Here is a 20,783-nt window from a genome sequence, read left to right on the forward strand (position 1 = left end):
CGGCCCGAGACGGAAGGAGGGGCCCTCCACCGCACCGCCGTGCGGAGGAGGGCCCCTCCTTCGTGTGCTCGCCCTTCGACTACCGCTGGTGGCGGAGTCGGCGGACGGCGATCAGGACGCCGGCCCCGAGGGCGAGGAGTGCGGCGGAGCTGACGGCGAGGAAGGTGTTGGTGGAGGAGGAGCCGGTCTGCGCGAGCTCCGGGGTGCCGGCGGGCGCGGTGGTGGCCGGTGCGGCGGACGGGGTGGCGGCGGGGGCCTTGGCGGGCTCGGCGGCCTTGGCGGGGGTGCGGTCGGCGGCCGGCTCGGCCGGGGCCGGGGCGGCGGGCCTGGCCTCCTTGGTCGGCGCGGGCTTCGGCTTGGCCGGGGTGGTGGGCTTGGTGGTCTCGGCGGAGGCCTGGCGGACGACCTTGACCGTCGTCATGGCACCCGAGAAGTTGGCGCCGTCGCCGTACACCTGGAGTTCCTTGACGTCCTTGGGGGCGTCGGCCGAGATCGAGACCCGGAACAGGTAGCGGCGGGCGTGGCCGACCGTGAGCGGCTCGGCGATGGACTCCAGCCCGGTGGCGTGGATGGCCGGGTCGCAGCCGCCCGCCATGGTCAGGTGCTTCCACTGGCCGTGGTTCATGACGTCCACGCTGACCTGGGACGGCCTGGGGGTGGCGCCGCTCGGGTTGAAGAGCCCGAAGCCGGCAACGGCCTTGTGGAAGTCGGCCTTGGTGAAGTTCGCGATCTCCACCCCGAATTCGGCCTTGGGGCCGCCGATGGTGATCGTGGTCGGGGTGGGGCTGATGAACGCGGACTTCGCACCGGGGCCGTGCAGGTCGAAGTCGCTGTCCTGGATGACCTCCTGGGAGACCGGGGCGGTGGCGACGCCGTCCCCGCAGGCCCAGGCGGCGTCGGTGGCGAGGAGCTGGATGCCGCCGGCGAGGACGGTGGCGGCGGCGAGTGTGGCGATGCGGCGGCGGCCGGAGAAGGCGCGGTCGTTCTTCGCGAAACGGGTGATAACGGACGAACTCATGACGTGACTCCCCAAGGTCATGTGACTGACGGTGTGTTGGTGAAGACGACCGGCCCCGCTCCTCGTGAGCGGAAGCGCCCCCCGGCTCTGCCGGTCTCGCTCTCCGTGCCTTCATCTGTATGGACGCGCATCCCCGCGGGGGGTTGCAGGTGAGTTCAAAAGTTTTTTCGGGAGTCTTCCGACGGGCTTCGGGATACTGCCGAAATGACGGATGAGCTGACTGTCCGACCGGAGACGCCGGTCGGAAGCGGGGATCGCCGGTCGCTGCGGCGGGACGTGTCGGGGCCGGCGCTGCTGTCGGGGCTGGTGTGCGTCGCGGTGTCGTTCTCGGGGCCGCTGGTGGTGGTGCTCGCGGCGGCGGCCGCCGGACGGCTGGACGCGGTGCACACGGCGTCCTGGATCTGGGCGGTGGCGATCGGCAGCGGGGTGAGCGGCTTCGCGCTCAGCTGGTGGACCCGGACGCCGGTGATCACCGCCTGGTCCACCCCGGGGGCCGCGCTGCTGGTGACCAGCCTGGGCGACTACCCGTACCGGGAGGCGGTCGGGGCGTTCCTGGTGAGCGCTGCGGTGGTGACGCTGTTCGGGGTGACCGGCTGGTTCGGCCGGCTGATCGCGGCGGTGCCGGTGGGGATCGTGAACGCGATGCTGGCGGGCATCCTGTTCTCCTTCGGCGCCGGGATCTTCGGCGCCGTGCACAGCGCGCCGGTGCTGGTGGTGGGCGGCTTCGCGGCCTTCCTGCTGGCCAAGCGGTTCGCGCCCCGGTACGCCGTACCGGTCGCGCTGGTGGTCGGCGGGGTGCTGGCGGCGCTGACCGTCGGGCTGCCGCTGCACCTGGGCTCGGGCGGGCCGACCGTGCCGGTGCTGACGGTGCCGGCCTTCTCCTGGTCGGCCCTGGTGGGGCTGGCGCTGCCGCTCACCATCGTCACGCTGGCCTCGCAGAACGCCCCGGGCCTCGGGGTGATGCGGGCCTTCGGCTACCAGGCGGACGACCGGCTGCTGATCGGCTCGACCGGCGCGATGGCGATCCTGATGGCGCCGTTCGGCTCGCCCGGGGTGAACCTGGCGGCGATCACCGCGGCGATCTGCTCCGGCCCGGAGGCCCACCCGGACCCGCGCCGGCGGTACGTCGCGGGGATGTCCTCGGGCGTGCTGTACGTGCTGGTGGGCAGTTTCGGCGGGGTGCTGGTGAGCCTGTTCACCGGGCTGCCGAAGGAGTTGATCGCGGTGATCGCCGGGGTCGCGCTGCTGGCCTCGCTGCAGGGCAGCCTGGCGGCGGCGGTCGCCGAGGAGCGCGGGCGGGACGCGGCGGTGGTGACCTTCCTGGCGAGCGCCTCGGGGATGAGCCTGTTCGGCATCGGCTCGGCCTTCTGGGGGCTGCTCTTCGGGCTCGGGACGCACCTCGTGCTGAACCTGGGGAAGCGTTCCCGGGATTGATTGGTATGAATGGCGCGATAGGAATCGTTGGGCCAGGTCGGTGACATTTTCTTCGGCCGGTTGGGGCGACACACCGGTCCGGGTACGTCTCCGCTCCACCACCCGGGCGACGCCGGGTGACCGGAGCCCCGAGGACGAACCCGTATGCCTTCTGGCACCCCAGGCCGTCTCGTCCGGAGTCTGGCCGCGTTCGTGCTGGTGTCCACCGCCGTACTCCCCGCCGCTCTGGAGGCGGTCGGCCCCTCGCCGTTCGGCGTGATCGGGGCGGGTGCCCCGGCCGACCGGGCGGTGCCGCCGCACACCTCGCTGCGCGCCGACCGGCGAATACCCGCGGCCGCCCCGACCTTCGACATACGCCGAACCGGGGACCCGGCCAACCGGATCACCCTGGTCCTGCTCGGCGACGGCTACACGGGCGACGAACAGGAGCTGTTCCGGCAGCAGGCAGACAAGGCCTGGCACGCGCTGATGGACATCGAGCCGTTCCGCACCTACCAGGGGTTCTTCAACATAAGGCGGGTCGAGGTGGTCTCCCCGGTCTCCGGGATAGCCGAGACCGAGAGCCGCGGCCGCAACCCCGCCACCCCGCTCGGGATGCACTTCTGGTGCGAGGGGACCGCCCGGCTGCTCTGCGCCGACGAGTCCGCCACCGCCCGGTACGCGGGGGACGGCGCCGGGCCGCAGTACCTGATAGCGCTGGCCAACTCCGCCGAGTACGGCGGCGCCGGGGGCACCGGGGTGACCACCCTGGCCGGGGGCAGCCCGGACTCCGGGCGGATCATCCAGCACGAGATCGGGCACACCGTGGGGGACCTCGGGGACGAGTACGACAGCGCCCCGGACGACGCCGACTACCCGAACCTCTCCACCCTCAACGCCGACGACATGCGCAAGAAGCAGACCAAGTGGTGGCGCTGGCTGGGCGCCGACTCCCCGGACGGCGCCGGGACCATCGGGGCGTACCGCGGCGCCAACGGCCTCTACCGGCCCACCCCCGACTCGGTGATGCGCACCCTGGGCAGCACCTACAACCTGCCCTCGCGCGAGGCGATCATCGAGGAGGTGTACCGCAGGGTCCGGCCGACCGACACCCCCTCGCCGCCGCCCGGCGAGGTGACCGGGCGCCCCCGGCTGGACGTCCGGCCGCTGCCGCTGACCGGCACCCGGCAGCTGAAGGTGGAGTGGAAGGTGGACGGCGTCCCGGTGACGCCGCAGGCCCCGGGCGGCGGCTCGCTGGACACCGCGCAACTGGACCTGGCCCCGGGCCGGACGGCCACCGTCACCGCGACCGTCCGGGACACCACGGACTGGGTGCGGGACGAGGCCTTCCGGGACCGCTACATGACCAGGTCGGTGTCCTGGACGGTGACCGGCTGACGGGCCCGCCCTCACCCCAGGCTGGGCGTCCAATCATGGGATGACTAATCTGGGCGAACTATGACCGTGGAGCCAGCTCGTTCAGCCCCGTCCCTGTCCGTCCCCGCTCCCCGACCCACCGTCGAGCCCCCGACCGCCACCGCGCCCCCGACCGCCACCGCGCCCTCGCCGCCCGGCGGCCGCGCGGCCTGGCTGGCCTGGTCCATCGGCGTCAGTGTCTACGTCCTGGCCGTCATCCACCGCACCAGCCTCGGCGTGGCCGGACTGGACGCCGCCGAGCGCTTCGGCATCGGCGCCTCGGCGCTGTCCGCCTTCTCGATCCTCCAGGTGCTGGTCTACGCGGCCATGCAGGTCCCGGTCGGGCTGCTGGTCGACCGGTTCGGGCCGCGCCGGGTGCTGCTGCTCGGCGTGCTGCTGCTGAGCACCGGCCAGCTGGCCTTCGCGTTCAGTTCCTCCTTCGCCCCGGCACTGGCCTCCCGGGCGGTGCTCGGCTGTGGCGACGCGATGACCTTCATCAGCGTGCTGCGGATCGCCGCCCGCTGGTTCCCGGCGGCCAAGAACCCGTTCGTCGCCCAGCTGACCGGCCTGGCCGGGATGGGCGGCAACCTGGTCACCACGGTGGTGCTCGCCCAGGTGCTGCACAGCGAGGGCTGGACGCCCACCTTCGCCGCGATCGCGCTGCTCGGCGTGGCGGTGTGCGCGCTGGTCGCGCTGTTCCTCAAGGACGCACCGGCGGTCGTACGACCGGTCGACCCGCCGGCTGCCCGCCCGAAGGTCCGCCGCCAGGTCCTGGACTGCTGGCGGGAGCCGGGCACCCGGCTGGGCCTGTGGGTCCACTTCACCACCCAGTTCCCCGGCAACGCCTTCGGCCTGCTCTGGGGCATGCCCTACCTGGTCGAGGCACAGGGCATGTCCCGGGCCGCGGCCGGCGGGCTGCTGACCCTGCTGGTGCTCTCCAACATGACCTGCGGCTTCGTCTTCGGCCGCCTGCTCTCCCGCACCGCCCGGGCCCGCATGCCCATCGTGCTCACCGTCATCGCCACCACCGCGCTCGGCTGGGCACTGGTGCTGGCCTGGCCCGGCGGCCACCCGCCGATGTGGCTGCTGATCGGGATCATCCTGGTGATGGGCAGCAACGGCCCGGCCTCACTGGTCGGCCTCGACTACGCGCGCTCCCGCAACCCGGTCGAGCGGCTCGGCACCGCCTCCGGCATCGTCAACATGGGCGGCTTCATCGGCACGATGATCACCCTGTTCGGCGTCGGCGTGCTGCTGGACGCGCTCTCCCCGGCTGGCGCCGGGGCGTACTCGGCCGCCGCCTTCCGCTGGGCGTTCTGCTGGCAGTACGTGCCGCTGGCGGTGGGTACGGCGATGATCCTGCGGCTGCGCCGGAAGGTCGCAGCCGCGTCCTGATCCGTACTCCTGGTCCGTACTCCTGTGCACCTGACCCGTACTTGTGATCCCTACGAGGAGCTCGGCGGGCCTCAGACGGTGACCGAGAAGTTGGCGAGCACCCGCTCGGCCAGCTCCTGGTCGCCCTCGACGCCCACCGGGCCGGGCCGGCCGCGCCCGCAGGCGAGCCGCAGGTAGGTCTCCCAGCCCATGGTGAGCTGGACGTCGGGGGCCAGGCTGATCGACTCGTCCACCGTGCCGCGCCCGGCGGCGTCCACCCGGACGGTGCGCAGGAACTCCACCGGGCCGGTGACGTCCACCACCAGGGCCGTCCCGGCCGGGGCGCCGGCGTTGTGGGCGACGGCCTTGGGCAGCCGCTCCAGCAGGAAGTCCCGGGTGATCAGTGCGCCCGGGGCGTCCAGGTTGCCGGGGGTCTCCAGGGCCCGGCGCAGGTCCTGCTCGTGCACCCAGACGTCGAACGCCCGCATCCGCAGCAGTTCGTGGTACGGGACGGTCCCGGCGAGCGGGCCGGCCGGCCGGCGCACCGGCTCGTCGGGCGTCTGCTTGGCGTTCCGCAGCGCGCGGGAGCGGCGGATGATCGTGTACTCCAGCTCGCTGGTCATCTCCAGCGCGGTGTGGCAGCGGCGCTTGTCGACCGGCAGCTCGACGTAGCGGGCGAACTCGGTGGTCACGTGGCGAAGATCACGCGGCAGCGAGTGGATCGGACGGGGATCGCCGAGCAGCTCGGACTCGACCGCGATCACGTGCGACACGATGTCCCGGACCGACCAGCCGGGGCACTCGGTCGCCCGGTTCCAGGATCCCTCGGGGAGGGGGGCGACCAGCTCCGATATGGACTCGATGCTGTGCGTCCACGCCTCGGTGTAAGCCTGCACGGTCTGGTTGTCCGTCACGGGAATCTCCGGCCCTCCGTCAGCTTTCCTACGGTCCGCGCCCGGTCATCGCGGCCGGCCGGGATGGTCCGGCTTCCGGGCGCTCACGCTAACCGCACGTTACGCTGCCGGGAGACAGCTGGGCAGCGCTTTCGGGTGACGATCGTAGGACTCTTGCCGTGGACGGTGGTACTGTGCGCGCTTCATTGATCCAACTCGCGGTCTCCGACGCCGAGCCGCCCGCCGAGCGACGGGCCCGCGCCGCGGCGCTGGTACGGGCGCAACAGGACGCCGACCTGGTGGTGCTGCCGGAGCTGTGGCCGCTCGGCGGCTTCGCCTACGACCTCTGGTCGGAGGGCGCCGAGACCCTGGACGGGCCCACCTCGGACGGGATGGCGGCGGCCGCCCGGGCCGCCGGGGTCTGGCTGCACGCCGGTTCGATCGTCGAACGCGACCCGGACGGGCCGATCTACAACACCTCGATGCTGTTCGCCCCGGACGGCGAGCTGGTGCACACCTACCGCAAGATCCACCGCTTCGGCTTCAACAGCGGCGAGGCGGTGGTGATGGGCGCCGGGCAGGAGATCGTCACCGCGCCCACCGACTTCGCCACCCTGGGCCTGGCCACCTGCTACGACCTGCGCTTCCCGGAGCTGTTCCGGGCGCTGCTGGACGCCGGCGCGCAGTTGCTATTGGTCCCGGCCGCCTGGCCGGCCCGGCGGCGCGAGCACTGGACGCTGCTGGCCCGGGCGCGGGCGGTGGAGGAGCAGGCCTTCGTGCTGGCCTGCAACACCGCCGGGACGCACGCCGGGGTCGAGCAGGCCGGGCACAGCATCGTGGTGGACCCGTGGGGCCGGGTGCTGGCCGAGGCCGGGGACGACGAGCAGGTGCTGACCGTCGACTTCGACCCGGCCGAGGTGGGCAAGGCGCGTGAGGAGTTCCCGGTGCTGCGGGACCGCCTGCTCGGCATCCCGGCGCCCGTCCAGCGGTAGGGCCCGAGGCGTTCCGGAGGGTTGGTTCGTACCTGCTCCGGGCCGGTTTGAGAAGATGAGCACTCGTCGTGTTCCCTGCCGCTGGTCGGCCGGTCCGTCGCGGGTCGGCCTGGCGGCCTGCCCGAGGAGGTCGCGCGCATGTCCGGCAACGGCGCAAGCGACACCCCCCGTCCCGTCATCCACCGCAACAGCCTGCGCGAGCAGATCGCCGGCGCGCTGCGCGAGGAGATGATGGCCGGCCGGCTGGCGGCCGGCCGCAACTTCACCGTCAAGGAGATCGCCGAGCTGTACGGCGTCTCCGCGACCCCGGCCCGCGAGGCGCTGGTCGACCTCGGCGCCCAGGGACTGCTGCGGGCCGAGCACCACCGCGGCTTCACGGTGCCGGAGTTGTGCTGGGAGGACTTCCTGGAGATCTTCGAGTCCAGGGTCCTGCTCACCGACAGCTTCTACCGCCAGTTCTCCACCCGCCGGGCACTGCCCGACCTCACCCGGCTGCCCTCGCTGAGCCGCCGGGCCGACGCGGCGGTGCGGGCCGCCCGGGCCGGGAACCTGGACGTGATGGTGGGTTGCGACCGACGATTCTGGCAGGAGGTCTCCGCTCTGCTCGGCAACCGGCGGATCGGCGACTACCTGGACTGGCTGCGGGTGCAGTCCTGGATGTTCGCCGCGCCCTACCTGCGGGAGATGCCCGCGCTGGCCGGGGTCTGCTGGGACCGCCACCTGGACCTGGTCGAGGCGATCGGGGCCCACGACCTCGAAGGCGCGCACCGGATCATCTGCGAGTACAACCTGTTCACCGTCCGGCTGCTGGCCGGGCTGGCCGGGCGCCCGCTGGAGTCGGTGACGGTGCTCGGGCTGCTCACCGAGGCCGCCGGGGCGGAGCCGCTGCCGGTACCCGTCGAGCCGCCGGTGTCCTCGCCGCCGTCCCCGGCGGAGCCCGGGACGGCCCGGGCCGGGCGGCCCCGGCAGGGCGGGGAGGTCGGCCGGGAGCTGGGCCGTGAACTGGGCCTGGGCCTCGGCCTGGTGCCGCAGCCGCGCTGGGTGCCGCACGGGCGGTTCGGCCGGCGGCTGGCCGAGCCGCCGACCGGGGCTCCGCAGGGGCGGCCCGATCCGCACGCCGCGCCGGGCCGGTAGGGTGGGCGGGCGTCGAACCCGGTGCCCAGGCAAGGGCCGCCCGGGTACCGACTCCGCCCCCCGTCGTCGTCCCGCCCCGCGGGCGATCCCCGCCGTCCGGAGAGGAACTGCCGGCCATGGCCTGCGACCTCTGGCTCGTCCCGCTGGTGGACGTGCTGAGCCACAGCACCGACAACCCCTTCCGGGACGACCTCGCGCTCTACAACGCGGTGCTGACCTCCCGTGGGCTGCCCCAGGTGCCGGTCTACCAGTACGTCCCCGGGCTGAGCGGAGCGGTCGAGCCGATAGCCGCCTTCGACTACGACTCGCTGCACTTCCTGCGCCGCGCCTACCTGCTGGGCCTCACCGGTCTGGACATCACCCCGGTCGACGCGCTCGGCGGCGACTACGAGCAACTGCTGGAGATGTTCGAGAGCAGCGCCGAACAGTCGCACCTGGTCTGGCACTTCGACCACGCCGGCGCGTACGTGCCGATCGAGTTCCCGACCCCGCTGGTGGACGACGCGCTGCTCGCCGGCGGCGGCCCGCTCGGCTCCAGCCACGGGCTGCTGCGCGAACTGCAGGCCGTGGCACCGGCACTGGGCATCGATCCGCTCAACCCGCCGGACCCGACCCGGCCGCTCGGCCCGACCGGCCTGGAGCAGCCGTTCGGGCCGCCGATCGACGACGTGCACCCCTTCGCCCGCGAGCGCCACGCCTGGTCGGGCCTGTACGCGGCGGCGACCCGGAGCGTCGCCCAGGGCTCGATGATCGTCTTCGCGTAGCGCCATCCTCCCGGGGCGCGTCCGTCGATCCGCGCACCCGGCGGGAACCGTCGGACACGCCCAGGGGCGCGTCCTACCGCAGCGGACCCTCCGGCGGCCGCTGGCGCGGCATGGTGGGCCTGGCCCCGGGCGGCGGCAGCACCCGCACCTGGGCGCCCATCCCGGGCTCGGTGCGCCCGCCCCAGGCCCCGGGGGCCTGGGTGGGCAGCTGGGTCATCGAGGCGCGGAACTCCAGCATCCACTCCGAGGTCTCGGTGCGGACCATGTCCGAGACGTCCTCGCAGAACCGCCGCAGCACGCCCAGGCAGCGCTCGGCGGCCTCGCCCGCGGTGCCCTCGGTCGGGCCGAGCACCTCGCGCACGCACTCCGACGCCCAGTCGAACTGGAAGGCCTCCAGGCGGCGTTGCAGCGCCTGGGCGGTGGAGACGTCCCGCATCCAGCCGGAGGTGAGGCCGAAGGCCCGGTCGGTGCCGTAGCAGGCGGCGGCGAGCGCGAAGCCCACGTAGCCCCAGCCGGCGCCGTGCGAGAGCGCGCCGGTCAGGTCCACCAGCGGGGCGGTCACCCCGCCCACCGCGAAGCCGGCCGTGCCGAAGCGCAGCAGGCGCGCCCAGCGGCGCTTCCAGACCCGGTCCCGGCGGTACCACTCGATCGCCTCGACCGCCCGCTCCTCGGACCAGCGGTAGAGCTCCTCCAGCCGCTCGGCGGGCTCTCCCCAGTCCCCGAGCGGGAACTGTCTGGTGCTCAGATCGGTCCGGCGGCGGGTGGAGGCCCGCCGGGCGACGGCGGCGGCGGGCGGGTCCTCCTCACCGATCTCCTTGCCCCAGGCACTCTCCTCGGGCTGCATTTCCGGCTGGCTCACCTGTGGGGCTCCCTGTGGCGGGCGGCTTGGTCTGGCGGCGCATCGGCTGACGTGGCGTCTGCCGGTGGTTGTCCAACAGCACTTCTTACCGCCAAATGGCTGACCGTGGGGGCGCTTCCACGGTGATCGTTATCGGTTTCGGCCACCGGAACCCGAGGTGAGCGGGTTGCGGGGGGCGGCGAGATTTCACCCGTCCGAGCGAGGCCCCGGTGACCCGTCGTCCTGACCCGGACGCCCGCCGCGCATCCGGACCCTCCGGGCTTGGAGGTTCCTCCGATGCGGTCGGCGTACGGAGCTCTTCTCCTGGAGGATCCGACGGGACCGGAGAGCGGCCGGAACAGGCCACCGACTACGCTGCCTGGCGTGAAGGTCCTCGTCATCGGCGGCGGCGCCCGCGAACACGCCCTGTGCCGCTCCCTGTCCCAAGATCCCTCCGTGACCGAGCTGCACTGCGCCCCGGGCAACGCCGGGATCGCCCGCGTCGCGACGGTCCACCCGGTCGACCAGCTGGACGGCGCCCAGGTCGCCGAACTGGCCGCGCGGCTGGGCACCGACCTGGTCGTGGTCGGCCCCGAGGCCCCGCTGGTGGCCGGCGTCGCCGACGCCGTGCGCGCGGCCGGCATCCCGGTGTTCGGCCCCTCCGGCGCGGCAGCGCAGCTGGAGGGCTCGAAGGCCTTCGCCAAGGACGTGATGGCCGGGGCCGGGGTGCCCACCGCCCGCTCCTACGTCTGCACCACCCCCGAGGAGGCCGCCGCGGCGCTGGACGCCTTCGGCGCGCCGTACGTGGTCAAGGACGACGGCCTGGCCGCCGGCAAGGGCGTCGTGGTCACCTCCGACCGCGAGGCCGCGCTGGCGCACGCCGCCGCCTGCGAGCGCGTGGTCATCGAGGAGTACCTGGACGGCCCCGAGGTCTCGCTGTTCGCGATCACCGACGGCACCACCGTGCTGCCGCTGCAGCCCGCGCAGGACTTCAAGCGCGCGCTGGACGGCGACGAGGGCCCCAACACCGGCGGCATGGGCGCCTACTCGCCGCTGCCGTGGGCGCCGGACGGCCTGGTCGAGGAGGTCCTGGAGACCGTCCTGCAGCCGACCGTGGACGAGCTGCGCCGCCGCGGCACCGAGTTCTCCGGCCTGCTGTACGCGGGCCTGGCGCTCACCTCGCGCGGCACCCGGGTGATCGAGTTCAACGCCCGCTTCGGCGACCCGGAGACCCAGGTCGTGCTGGCCCGGCTGCGCACCCCGCTGGCCGGCGTCCTGCTGGCCTCCGCCACCGGCACCCTGGACCAGCTGGAGCCGCTGCGCTGGGACGAGGGCGCCGCCGTCACCGTGGTGGTCGCCTCCGAGGGCTACCCGGCCGCACCGCGCACCGGCGACCCGATCGAGGGCCTGGCCGAGGCCGAGGCCGACGGCACCGCGTTCGTGCTGCACGCCGGCACGAAGGCGGACGAGGACGGCCGGGTTCTGAGTGCCGGCGGCCGCGTCCTGTCGGTCACCGCGACCGGCGCCGACCTGGCCGAGGCGCGCGACCGCGCGTACGCCGCCGTGGACCGGATCTCCCTCAAGGGCGGGCAGCACCGCACCGACATCGCGCTCAAGGCGGCCACCGCCTGAGGCACCGCGCGCCCCCTGCGGCCCCTGTGCGAATCGCTCGCACGGGGGCCGCGCTCGTCAGGCGAGGAGCGCCTCCGAGGCGAGCGAGCCTCCGGAGAGGGGCAAACAACCCGCAGGGCGCAGCGCCCTCGGCGTTTCCCGGGCCGGAGCGGTTCCGGGGGCCGACGCACCGTTCGGCGGCCGGATTCCAGCCCATCGGGTGACAGCAACCGCATCCAGCTGACGTAACCGCGTGCTCGGCCTTATGGTGCGCTGGATCGCAGTGCGACGGGGCCGTGCGCCGGGGTCGCCGCCGGGTAGCGGCGCGTCCGCGGAGGGATGCTGGACGGCGTCCGGCCGGGCGGTCGCCCGGGTGCTTCGCACCGGACCGGTCGCAGGCGTCCGGAATCCGGGCGGCGTCACCGGGACGAGTGGAAACCGGGTCGTTCCGGAACGCCCGCCCGGACCGGGGCGTCGAAAATGTCAGTAGCGCCACACAGCCTGCACTGCCGGGGATCGGACGCCTCCGCTTCCCGGTCGGAACTGATCATTTCGAGTCGGCTCAGGGCCCGGATCCGGGCGCCCGAGGGCTCCGAAGGGGGTGCCGCACCGTATGGCCGTAGTCGACACCGCGCGCGCTCACGCCCAGGCGGTCCTGCGGGTCCGAGGCCTGGCCCTGGCCGCCGCCGTCGTGCCCGCCGCCGTCACGGTGGTCCTGCTCGCGGGCCGGTTCACCGGCCGGATCGGCGCGCCCGGCTCCCCGGACGCCGCCGGCTGGGACGCCGCCCGCTGGGCCTTCGGCGCGGTCGCCGCGCTGACCCTGTTGGTGGCCGGGCTGACCGCTGGCGCCTACCGCCGGGCCGTCCCGCCGCAGATCCCGGCCGTCCCGGTCGCCCGGGCCGAGGCCCCCGAGCTGTACCGGCTGATCGGCGAACTGGCCGACCGGCTGGATGTGCCCGCGCCCTCCGCCATCGCCCTCACCCCGGACTGCGACAGCTGGCTGGAGGACCTCCCGCCGGTGCGGCGGCCCGGACCGCTGCGGCCGCACCCCGTGTCGCCCGCGCCGGTGCTGGTGATCGGCTCGCCGTTCCTGTGGTGGATGCGGGCCGGCGAACTGCGCGCCCTGCTGGCCCCCGTGGTGGCCGGCACCGCCGCCTCCGCCGACCCGGAGATCGCCGCCGCCCGCCGCTTCCTGCGCAGCCTGGACGCCTGCCTGGACTCCGGCGCGGGCGCGGCCCCCGGCCTCGGCGGCGGCACCCTGGCCGCCCCGCCCCGGCCGCCCCGCCGCGGCCCGGCCGCGCTCGCCGACCGGATCACCCGACGGATCACCCGCCGAATGCTCGGCGCCTGCCGCGGCCACTCCGCCGAGCTGGAGCGCTCCGTCGCGAGCTGGGCCTCCGAGCAGGCCCGGACGGTCGACTACGGCCTGCGGATCGCCGCCCAGGAGCAGGTGGGCCTGGCCTACGCCGGCTGGGACCGGCTGCTCACCCGGGTCGCGCTGCCCGCCTGGCGGCTCGGTCGCCACCCCGCGCACCTCAACGCCGGAGTGGCCGCCGCGCTCACCGAGCTGTCCCGCCGCGACCGGCTGGCCGACGGCTACGGCAACCGGCTCGGCGACCGCCCCGCCTGCGACCTGCTGGAGGAGCCCGGCACGGTGGACCAGGCGGTCTCCCGCCTCGCGGCCGAGCTGTTCTTCGGCCGCCCGCCGGCCGGCACCTGGGACGAACTGGAGTGGGCCGACTACCCGGGCGACGTGGTGGACGCCGGCTGGCGGGCCCGCGCCGCCACCCTGCAGTCCGCCCTGGACCGACTCGCCCCGCAGTCCCGCCCCGGCGCCCCGACCCTCACCCGGCTGCTGGTCCGGCTCGCCGAGGGCGACGGCGAACGGCTGGCCGCCGCGCTCGCCGCCCAGCTCGCCCGCACCACCGCCCCGGCCCCGCTGCTCGAACCCGACCGCTCCGGCCGCGACCTGCTGGTCGACCACGTCACCGCGATGGTCTGCTGCGCGGCCGTGGACACCGCCGGCGGCGCCCCCGGCCTGGACTGGCTGGACGGCCCGGTGCTGCTGCTCGGCGGGGTCCGCCGCACCGACCTGGCCGGCCCGGTCGCCCAGGCCGTCGAGCAGGGCCAGGACGGATCGCTGCGCGCCTGGCTGGACGCCGCCGAGGTCCGCCTGGAGAAGCCCGTACGCCTCTAGGGCGCGGCTGGCCGTTCCCACCGGGCGCGAACGGCCCGACACGCCTCTGCCGCCCCATCGGCCGCAGACGGCGCTCGGCGCCCGGTGCGCGCCCCCGTCGGGCCCCGCCTCCGGCCGTCTCCGCAGGCCGGAGGCCCTGTCCGGACGGCTCGCGAGATTTCCGACACCAATTGCTACCGTAGGGTGACGCAGCGCCAGCACTGTGTGGTGTATTAGACCGCACGCACATCCGGGGGGCACGTGCCAGCCGGACGGAAGTGCACCTGGGAGGGGCGCGTGGGGACCGAACTCAACCGCCGCTGGGAGTCGGGAACGCACGCTTACAGCGTCTCCGACCCCTTCGGCCAGGGCCCGCTGCCCTGGCTGCGCAGCCCCGACCAGTACCTGGCGGGGGCGGAGGGCGCCGTGCCCTGGTACGTCTCGGTGGACGCGCCCGGCCAGCAGCCGCTGTCGGCCGGCGCGCGGACCAAGCCGCCGGTCGGCACCCCGCAGAGCTCCAACGACGTGGACCAGCAGATCAAGGGCTTCGCCTCGGCCGGGGTGGTCCGTCCCGGCGGTTCGGTGGACTTCCGGGTCACCGTCAACCCGCCCCGTGACTTCACCGTGAGCGTCTACCGGATCGGCCACTACGGCGGCGACGGCGCCCGCCACATGACCGACAGCCCACTGGTGGCCGGCCTCGTCCAGCCGGCCCCGCTGGTGGTCGAGCGGACGGTCTCCTGCCACCACTGGTGGCACTCCTGGCGGCTGCAGATCCCGGCGCACTGGAAGCCCGGCGCGTACGTCGCCGTGCTGACCACCGCGGACATGCTGCACCGCAGCCACATCCCCTTCACCGTGCGGGACTTCGCGGACCAGGGGCGCAAGGCCGAACTGCTCCTGGTGCTCCCGGACGTGACCTGGCAGGCGTACAACCTGTTCCCCGAGGACGGCCGCACCGGCGCCAGCCTCTACCACGCCTGGGACGGCCGGGGCGGCCTGGTCGGCGAGCCGGAGGCGGCCGTCACCGTCTCCTTCGACCGCCCGCACGCCACCGCCGGGCTGCCGCTGCACGTCGGCCACGCGTACGACTTCATCCGGTGGGCCGAGCGCTACGGCTACGACCTCTCCTACGCCACCGCCACCGACCTGCACGCCGGCCTGGTGGACCCGGCCGAGCACCGGGCGCTGGTCTTCCCCGGCCACGACGAGTACTGGTCCGAGCCGATGCGCCGGGCCGCCGAGCGGGCCCGGGACGGCGGCACCTCGCTGGTCTTCCTGTCCGCCAACACCATGTACTGGCGGGTCGAGCTGACCGCCGCCGCCTCCGGCGAGCCGCACCGGCTGCTCAACTGCCGGAAGCGGCAGAAGGTCGCGCCCGGCAGCCCGGCCGGCGGGGTGCCCGGCGCGGCCAGCGCGCTGTGGCGGGACGCCGGCGAGCCCGAGCAGCACCTGCTCGGCGTGCAGTACTCGGGCCGGGTCGCCGCGCCCGTCCCGCTGGTCGCCCGGCACACCGCGCACTGGCTCTGGGACGGCACCGGGCTGCAGGAGGGCGACGAGCTGCCCGGCCTGGTCGCGGGGGAGGCCGACCGGTACTACCCCAAGGTGGCGCTGCCCGAGCACACCGAGCGGGTGCTGCTGGCGCACTCCCCGTACCAGGACCTGTCCGGCCGCACCCGCTACCAGGAGACCTCGCTGTACCGGGCGCCCAGCGGCGCGTACGTCTTCGCGGCCGGTACCTTCGCCTGGTCGCCCGCGCTGGGCCGCCCGGGACTGACCGACGAACGGATCCAGCGGGCCACCGCCAACCTGCTGGACCGGCTCTGCAAGATCTGACGTTCAGCGGTCGTGAAAGACTGCGGGGGCAGTGACCTCCCCTTTCGCGGTGCCCCACGCCCGTGAACGACCCCTGAGGACTGAACACCTTGAGCGGATTTGTCACCAAGCCCGAGCCCGTCCAGGTACCCGGCCTGGTCCACCTGCACACCGGCAAGGTGCGCGACCTGTACCGCACCGAGTCGGGCGAGCTGGTGATGGTCGCCAGCGACCGGACGTCCGCCCACGACTGGGTGCTGCCGAACGAGATCCCGGACAAGGGGCGCATCCTCACCCAGCTCTCGCTGTGGTGGTTCGAGCGGATCGCCGACATCGTCCCCAACCACGTGATCTCCACCGAGATCCCGGCCGGCGCCCCGGCCGACTGGAAGGGCCGCACGCTGGTCTGCAAGAGCCTGGAGATGATCCCGGTCGAGGCGGTCGCCCGCGGCTACCTGGCCGGCTCCGGCCTGACCGAGTACAACGAGAGCCGTACGGTCTGCGGCATCGCCCTACCGGAGGGCCTGGAGAACAGCTCCGAGCTGCCCGCCCCGATCTACACCCCGGCGCTCAAGGCCGAGGTCGGCGAGCACGACGAGAACGTCCCCTACGAGGAGACCGCCCGCCGGATCGGCGCCGAGCTGGCCGGCCGGCTGCGCCGCACCACCCTGGACATCTACGCCCGGGCCCGGGACATCGCCCGCGAGCGCGGCATCATCCTGGCCGACACCAAGTTCGAGTTCGGCCTGCTGGAGGGCGAGCTGGTGATCGGCGACGAGGTGCTCACCCCGGACTCCTCCCGCTACTGGCCGGCCGACGAGTACCAGCCTGGCCGCTCGCAGGCGTCCTTCGACAAGCAGCTGATCCGCGACTGGCTGGTCTCCCCGGCCTCCGGTTGGGACCGCTACAGCGAGCAGCCGCCGCCGGAGCTGCCGGCCGAGGTGGTCGAGCAGACCCGGGCCAAGTACATCGAGGTGTACGAGCGGCTGACCGGCACCAGCTGGGTCTGATCCGTGGCGGTGACGCCCGCGAGCACTAGATCCAGCCGTGCTCGCGGGCGATCCGCACCGCCGCGTGCCGGTTCTCCGCGCCCAGCTTGGTGGCCGCCGAGGAGAGGTAGTTGCGCACGGTTCCCTGGGAGAGCGCGGCCCGTTCGGCGATCTCCGCGATCGGGGTACCGTCTGCGGCCAGCTCCAGGACGTCCGTCTCGCGCGGGGTCAGCGGGGTCTCCCCGGCGCTGATCGCGTCCGCCGCCAGCTCCGGGTCCACGTACCGTCCGCCGGAGCGCACGGTGCGGATGATGCCGGCCAGGTCGGCCGCCGAGACGGTCTTCGGCAGGAAGCCGCGCACCCCGACCTCCAGTGCCCGCTTCAGGTAGCCCGGGCGGCCGTGGCCGGTGACGATCATGCAGCGGCAGTCCGGCAGCAGCCGGCGCAGCTCGGTGGCCGTCTCGATGCCGTCCTTGCCGGGCATCTGGAGGTCCAGCACCGCGATGTCCGGCCGGTGCGACTGGGCCATCGCCAGCGCCTCCGGACCGGAGCCGGCCTGGGCGACCACCTCGATGTCGTCCTCCAGCGAGAGCAGCGCGGCCAGCGCGCCGCGGATCAGGTGCTCGTCGTCGGCGAGCAGGACGCGGACGGGCGCGGTGTCGGTCATCGGCGGGCCTTCCTCAGCAGCGGGGGGATCAGAGCGGGACGGTGGCGAGCATCCGGAAGGTACCGGGTGCGGCGGTCGGGACGGTCAGCTCGCCGTCGTGGGCGGCCAGCCGCTCGCGCAGGCCGCGCAGCCCGGTGCCGCTGCCCTGGGAGGGGATCGGCACGGCGGGCACCCCGTCGTTCTCCAGCTCCAGCACCGCCCGGCCGTCCTCCTGCCGCAGCCGGATGAGGCAGCGGGCGGCCTCGCTGTGCCGCAGCACGTTGGTGGTGGACTCGCGGATCACCCAGCCGAGCACCGACTGCACCGGCAACGGCAGCCCCTCGGCGTGGTCGCCCAGGTCGATCTCGCAGGCGATGTCGGCGGAGCGCAGCACGGCGCGGGCGCCGATCGCCTCGGCGTGCAGGTCGGCGGTGCGGTAGCCGCGGATGACGTCCCGGACCTCACGCTGCGACTCCTGGGCGATCTTCTGCACCTCGGCCATCTGCTCGGCCGCCTCCGGGCGCCCGCGCCGGGCCAGTTGGACGGCGAGTTCGCTCTTCAGCGCGATGGTGGTCAGGTTGCGGCCCATCACGTCGTGCAGGTCCCGGGAGAAGCGCAGCCGCTCCTCGGCGACGGCCAGCCGGGACTGCGCCTCTCGGGCGGCGTCCAGCTCCCAGACGACGGCGGTCACCCAGGCGAAGCTGCGGCAGCTGCCGACCACGATGGCGAGGCTGACGGCCGCGCCGCACGCCCAGCCCGCGGTGGTGGCGACGTCCGTCCCGGCCAGCAGCATCGCCGGGGTGACCAGGAGCAGCAGCGCCGGCCCGGCGAGGAAGGCCCACCGCATCCGCAGGCCCACCCCCATCGGGCCGACCGCGGCTCCCACCAAGGAGGCGGCGATCACCGCGGTGAACGGCGGGCCCGGGTGCTCCGGTGTCCCGTCGGCGGACGGGCCGAGCAGCAGAACGGCCCAGGACCCGGCCAGGGTGAGCGCGGCGTTGACGGCCAGCCAGCGCCGGTGCTCGGCAGGCCGTCCCAGGTAGTGGTCCAGCGAGGTGCGGTACGCCCGGAGGGTGACCAGGACGGAGGCGAGCGACAGGACCAGGCAGACCCGGACGGCGGTGACCGCGCCCTCGACGCGCGCCGCCGAGGCGCAGGCCAGCAGGTTGATCGGCAGCGTGAACAGCGCCATCAGGTAGAGCGACCAGCGGAAGTACAGCTCGGCGCGCTGCGGCTTGCCGTAGCCCTTCCAGCGGCGGATCGGCCCCCGGACCATCGATGTGCCCCCGTCTGATCACGATCGTGTCGCTGCTTTCCTATCAGAGGCGGTACGGCGGCCGGTCCTTTGGATTGCCTTTCTATGGGGCTCAGCGACGCGGCTCCCAGCGGAAGTAGCGCACCGCGCCCCAGACCGCCAGACCGAGCCAGACGGCGCCGGTGACCAGGTGCGGGGCGGCGGCGCCCCAGCTGCCGAGGAAGTCGGTCGCGGCGGCGGAGCCGTCGGTGCCGAACCAGCCGACCCGGATCAGCTGGAAGGCCGGGGTGGTCGGCAGCAGGCGGCAGACGTCGGCCAGCTGCGAGGGCATGACCTCCAGCGGGACGAACAGGCCGGAGCCGACCTGCATGACCAGCATGACCGGCAGAGTGGTGATGCCCGCGCTCTCCACGGTCTTGGTGAAGGCGCTGGACAGCGCGGCCAGGGCGATCATGGTGGCCAGCAGCATCACCAGGCCGACCAGCATCAGCACCGGGTTGACCGGCACGGCCAGGTGCAGGCCGACGCTGCCGCCGATCCCGATCAGGGCGGCCATCAGCAGCCCGAGGGCGAGCGAGGGGACGGCCGTGCCGAGCAGGATCTCCAGGTCCTTGGCTTCGCCGGTGCGCAGCCGCTTGAGCACCAGTTCGCCGCGCCGGCCGACGTATGCGGCGGTCAGGTTGTAGTACACGACGAAGGCCAGGATCATCCCGACCGAGCCGTAGATCAGCAGCGAGTGGACGTCCAGCCCGGGGTTGTTCTCGGACTGCTTCTTGAGCATCCCTTGCAGGGTGCTGATCAGCACCACCGGCAGCACCAGGGCGGTGAACAGCGCGGTGCGGTTGCGCAGCAGCAGGGTGGCCTCGGCGCGGCCGAGGGCGAGCAGCCGGCCGGTCGTGGTGCTCTGCGGACCGGTGGCGCGGGTGTCGGTAGGAGCGGCGGTGGTCATCGGGCGGATCCGATCAGGCGGCGGCGGGCGGGACGGGCGGAGGCGGCGGGGGCCTGTGGCGGGGCCTGGTGGGCGGCCTCGGAGGCGATCGCGAGGAAGGCCTCCTCCAGCGAGGCGCTGCGGGCGTCCAGGGCGCCGAGCGCGATCGAGTGGTGCCGGGCCCAGCCGAGCAGGTCGGTGAGGGTGTCCTGGAGGCCGGCGGTCTGCACGGTGACCTTGCGGCCGTCGACGGCGACCTCGGCCCCGGACAGGACGGGCAGCGCGGTCCCGGTGAACTCGGGGAGCTCGAAGGTGATCCGGGAGGGCCGGCCGGCGATCACCTCGGCGACGGTGCCGGTGGTGACGACCTGGCCGCCGTGCATGATGGCCAGCCGGTCGGCGAGCTCCTCGGCCTCCTCCAGGTAGTGGGTGGTGAGCAGCACCGTGGTGCCCTGGGCGCGCAGTTCGCGGACCAGCCGCCAGACGGCGGCGCGCGCCTCCGGGTCGAGGCCGGTGCTGGGCTCGTCCAGGAACAGCACCTCGGGGCGGCCGAGCAGGGCCATCGCGAGGTCCAGCCGGCGCCGTTCGCCGCCGGACAGCTGCTTGACCCGGACGTCGGCGCGGTGGCCGAGGCCGACCAGCTCCAGCGCCTCCGCGACCGGGCGGGCGCCGCTGGTCATCCCGGCCCAGGTGCGGCCGGTCTCGGCGGCGGTGAGCTCGCCGGGGAAGCCGCCCTCCTGGAGCATGACGCCGATCCGCGGGCGGACGGCGGCGCGCTCGGCGAAGGGGTCGCGGCCGAGCACCCGGACGGTGCCGCGGGTGGGAGCGGCCATGCCCTCGATGACCTCCATGGTGGAGGTTTTGCCGGCCCCGTTGGTGCCGAGCAGGGCGAACAGCTCGCCGCGGCCGACGGTCAGGTCGACGCCACGGACGGCGTGGTACTCGGTGGCGCCGGTGCCGTAGCGGCGGTGCAGGTCGGTGACCTCGATCACGCTGTCGCCGGGGCGGGAGGGCTGGCTCGTTTCCATGCCCCCAGCCTTCCGCCGCCCCGGTCGTGCGGGCAGTGCGCGCCGTCATGAGTCGGCGGTGCGAATCCACGGGTCGGCGATGACAAATGTCATGGGAGGAGCGCCGGTGGACCGCGGTCAGGGGAAGCGGGAATGCCGAAGGCCCCCTCGATCGAGGGGGCCTTCGTTCTGGAGCGGACGACGAGATTCGAACTCGCGACCCTCACCTTGGCAAGGTGATGCTCTACCAACTGAGCCACGTCCGCAGGATTGAACTATTGAGTTGTGCTGTGCTCGCGCACTGCGAGCGGACGACGAGATTCGAACTCGCGACCCTCACCTTGGCAAGGTGATGCTCTACCAACTGAGCCACGTCCGCATGGTGCCTGGTGGGGCACCCGCCGCCTCTTCGGATCTCTCCGTTGCGGCGACGAGGAATACTCTACAGCATCGTTCGGGGTGGTCGCCCCACCCTTTCGGTCCGGGTGGGCGGGGCGACCAGGGGCTGTGCCCC

General features: G+C 73.9%; 17 protein-coding genes and 2 tRNA genes. 10 read left to right on the top strand and 9 right to left on the bottom strand.

Annotated elements, in window-relative coordinates; all coding sequences use genetic code 11:
- Positions 1–79: 79 nt before the first annotated feature.
- The gene (locus ACZ3UD_RS05950; protein WP_465582695.1) at positions 80–1,018 is read right to left on the bottom strand and encodes an LAETG motif-containing sortase-dependent surface protein; all 939 of its coding nucleotides are present in this window, start codon (positions 1,016–1,018) and stop codon (positions 80–82) included.
- Positions 1,019–1,222: 204 nt separating this feature from the next.
- On the opposite strand from ACZ3UD_RS05950, the gene ACZ3UD_RS05955 reads away from it, so the two are divergent.
- The 3 genes from ACZ3UD_RS05955 (at position 1,223) to ACZ3UD_RS05965 (ending at position 5,242) form a co-directional block, all read left to right on the top strand.
- Entirely contained in the window at positions 1,223–2,452 is a 1,230-nt protein-coding gene (locus tag ACZ3UD_RS05955; protein ID WP_465582698.1) for a benzoate/H(+) symporter BenE family transporter, read from the top strand.
- 144 nt (positions 2,453–2,596) lie between these two features.
- On the top strand, positions 2,597–3,829 hold the full coding sequence (locus ACZ3UD_RS05960; protein WP_465582700.1) for a M64 family metallopeptidase: 1,233 nt from the start codon (positions 2,597–2,599) through the stop codon (positions 3,827–3,829).
- Positions 3,830–3,889: 60 nt separating this feature from the next.
- Positions 3,890–5,242: an MFS transporter gene (locus tag ACZ3UD_RS05965; protein ID WP_465582702.1), complete on the top strand. Its 1,353-nt coding sequence runs from the start codon at positions 3,890–3,892 to the stop codon at positions 5,240–5,242.
- A gap of 71 nt (positions 5,243–5,313) precedes the next feature.
- On the opposite strand, the gene ACZ3UD_RS05970 is transcribed toward ACZ3UD_RS05965, so the two are convergent.
- Complete coding sequence (locus tag ACZ3UD_RS05970) at positions 5,314–6,135, bottom strand: maleylpyruvate isomerase family mycothiol-dependent enzyme (RefSeq protein ID WP_465582704.1); 822 nt, start codon at positions 6,133–6,135, stop codon at positions 5,314–5,316.
- A gap of 173 nt (positions 6,136–6,308) precedes the next feature.
- On the opposite strand from ACZ3UD_RS05970, the gene ACZ3UD_RS05975 reads away from it, so the two are divergent.
- From ACZ3UD_RS05975 to ACZ3UD_RS05985, 3 genes are all read left to right on the top strand, one after another.
- Positions 6,309–7,106, top strand: a complete 798-nt coding sequence (locus ACZ3UD_RS05975; RefSeq protein ID WP_465582706.1) for a carbon-nitrogen family hydrolase — start codon at positions 6,309–6,311, stop codon at positions 7,104–7,106.
- Positions 7,107–7,244: 138 nt separating this feature from the next.
- On the top strand, positions 7,245–8,240 hold the full coding sequence (locus ACZ3UD_RS05980; protein ID WP_465582708.1) for a GntR family transcriptional regulator: 996 nt from the start codon (positions 7,245–7,247) through the stop codon (positions 8,238–8,240).
- Between the two features lie 116 nt (positions 8,241–8,356).
- A complete protein-coding gene (locus ACZ3UD_RS05985) occupies positions 8,357–9,004 on the top strand; it encodes a hypothetical protein (RefSeq protein ID WP_465582710.1) in 648 nt (215 codons plus the stop codon).
- A gap of 73 nt (positions 9,005–9,077) precedes the next feature.
- On the opposite strand, the gene ACZ3UD_RS05990 is transcribed toward ACZ3UD_RS05985, so the two are convergent.
- Positions 9,078–9,863 (bottom strand): SLATT domain-containing protein, encoded by a 786-nt coding sequence (locus tag ACZ3UD_RS05990; RefSeq protein ID WP_465582712.1) that lies wholly within the window; start codon positions 9,861–9,863, stop codon positions 9,078–9,080.
- Between the two features lie 363 nt (positions 9,864–10,226).
- On the opposite strand from ACZ3UD_RS05990, the gene purD reads away from it, so the two are divergent.
- The 4 genes from purD to ACZ3UD_RS06010 all read left to right on the top strand — a co-directional run bounded on the left by purD (position 10,227) and on the right by ACZ3UD_RS06010 (position 16,454).
- On the top strand, positions 10,227–11,474 hold the full coding sequence (gene purD, locus ACZ3UD_RS05995; protein WP_465582714.1) for a phosphoribosylamine--glycine ligase: 1,248 nt from the start codon (positions 10,227–10,229) through the stop codon (positions 11,472–11,474).
- 592 nt (positions 11,475–12,066) lie between these two features.
- Positions 12,067–13,650 carry a hypothetical protein gene (locus ACZ3UD_RS06000; protein WP_465582716.1) on the top strand — a complete coding sequence of 528 codons (1,584 nt, stop codon included), beginning with the start codon at positions 12,067–12,069 and terminating at the stop codon, positions 13,648–13,650.
- Positions 13,651–13,926: 276 nt separating this feature from the next.
- Complete coding sequence (locus ACZ3UD_RS06005) at positions 13,927–15,465, top strand: N,N-dimethylformamidase beta subunit family domain-containing protein (protein ID WP_465582718.1); 1,539 nt, start codon at positions 13,927–13,929, stop codon at positions 15,463–15,465.
- An 89-nt stretch (positions 15,466–15,554) separates the two neighbouring features.
- Complete coding sequence (locus ACZ3UD_RS06010; protein ID WP_465582720.1) at positions 15,555–16,454, top strand: phosphoribosylaminoimidazolesuccinocarboxamide synthase; 900 nt, start codon at positions 15,555–15,557, stop codon at positions 16,452–16,454.
- Positions 16,455–16,479: 25 nt separating this feature from the next.
- Here ACZ3UD_RS06010 and ACZ3UD_RS06015 read toward each other — a convergent pair whose 3' ends face one another.
- The 6 genes from ACZ3UD_RS06015 to ACZ3UD_RS06040 form a co-directional block, all read right to left on the bottom strand.
- Positions 16,480–17,100, bottom strand: a complete 621-nt coding sequence (locus tag ACZ3UD_RS06015; RefSeq protein ID WP_465582722.1) for a response regulator — start codon at positions 17,098–17,100, stop codon at positions 16,480–16,482.
- 28 nt (positions 17,101–17,128) lie between these two features.
- A complete protein-coding gene (locus ACZ3UD_RS06020; RefSeq protein ID WP_465582724.1) occupies positions 17,129–18,355 on the bottom strand; it encodes a sensor histidine kinase in 1,227 nt (408 codons plus the stop codon).
- Positions 18,356–18,446: 91 nt separating this feature from the next.
- Positions 18,447–19,283, bottom strand: coding sequence for an ABC transporter permease (locus ACZ3UD_RS06025; protein ID WP_465582726.1), 837 nt, complete (start codon positions 19,281–19,283; stop codon positions 18,447–18,449).
- A complete protein-coding gene (locus ACZ3UD_RS06030; protein WP_465582728.1) occupies positions 19,280–20,290 on the bottom strand; it encodes an ABC transporter ATP-binding protein in 1,011 nt (336 codons plus the stop codon). The genes ACZ3UD_RS06025 and ACZ3UD_RS06030 overlap by 4 nt, the downstream gene beginning before the upstream one ends.
- Before the next feature lie 169 nt (positions 20,291–20,459).
- Positions 20,460–20,535: transfer RNA gene (locus ACZ3UD_RS06035), tRNA-Gly, on the bottom strand.
- 40 nt (positions 20,536–20,575) lie between these two features.
- Positions 20,576–20,648 (bottom strand) — tRNA-Gly (locus ACZ3UD_RS06040).
- Positions 20,649–20,783: the final 135 nt, after the last annotated feature.

Source organism: Kitasatospora sp. NPDC023118, from assembly GCF_055560875.1.

What these genes read in the sequence shown, in the direction of transcription:
- ACZ3UD_RS06020 (WP_465582724.1), bottom strand. Translation starts at nt 18,355, where the DNA reads ATGGTCCGGGGGCCGATCCGCCGCTGGAAGGGCTACGGCAAGCCGCAG.
- ACZ3UD_RS05985 (WP_465582710.1), top strand. Translation starts at nt 8,357, where the DNA reads ATGGCCTGCGACCTCTGGCTCGTCCCGCTGGTGGACGTGCTGAGCCAC.
- ACZ3UD_RS05980 (WP_465582708.1), top strand. Translation starts at nt 7,245, where the DNA reads ATGTCCGGCAACGGCGCAAGCGACACCCCCCGTCCCGTCATCCACCGC.
- ACZ3UD_RS05960 (WP_465582700.1), top strand. Translation starts at nt 2,597, where the DNA reads ATGCCTTCTGGCACCCCAGGCCGTCTCGTCCGGAGTCTGGCCGCGTTC.
- ACZ3UD_RS06000 (WP_465582716.1), top strand. Translation starts at nt 12,067, where the DNA reads ATGGCCGTAGTCGACACCGCGCGCGCTCACGCCCAGGCGGTCCTGCGG.
- ACZ3UD_RS05955 (WP_465582698.1), top strand. Translation starts at nt 1,223, where the DNA reads ATGACGGATGAGCTGACTGTCCGACCGGAGACGCCGGTCGGAAGCGGG.
- ACZ3UD_RS05950 (WP_465582695.1), bottom strand. Translation starts at nt 1,018, where the DNA reads ATGAGTTCGTCCGTTATCACCCGTTTCGCGAAGAACGACCGCGCCTTC.
- ACZ3UD_RS06015 (WP_465582722.1), bottom strand. Translation starts at nt 17,100, where the DNA reads ATGACCGACACCGCGCCCGTCCGCGTCCTGCTCGCCGACGACGAGCAC.
- ACZ3UD_RS05965 (WP_465582702.1), top strand. Translation starts at nt 3,890, where the DNA reads ATGACCGTGGAGCCAGCTCGTTCAGCCCCGTCCCTGTCCGTCCCCGCT.
- ACZ3UD_RS06025 (WP_465582726.1), bottom strand. Translation starts at nt 19,283, where the DNA reads ATGACCACCGCCGCTCCTACCGACACCCGCGCCACCGGTCCGCAGAGC.
- ACZ3UD_RS06030 (WP_465582728.1), bottom strand. Translation starts at nt 20,290, where the DNA reads ATGGAAACGAGCCAGCCCTCCCGCCCCGGCGACAGCGTGATCGAGGTC.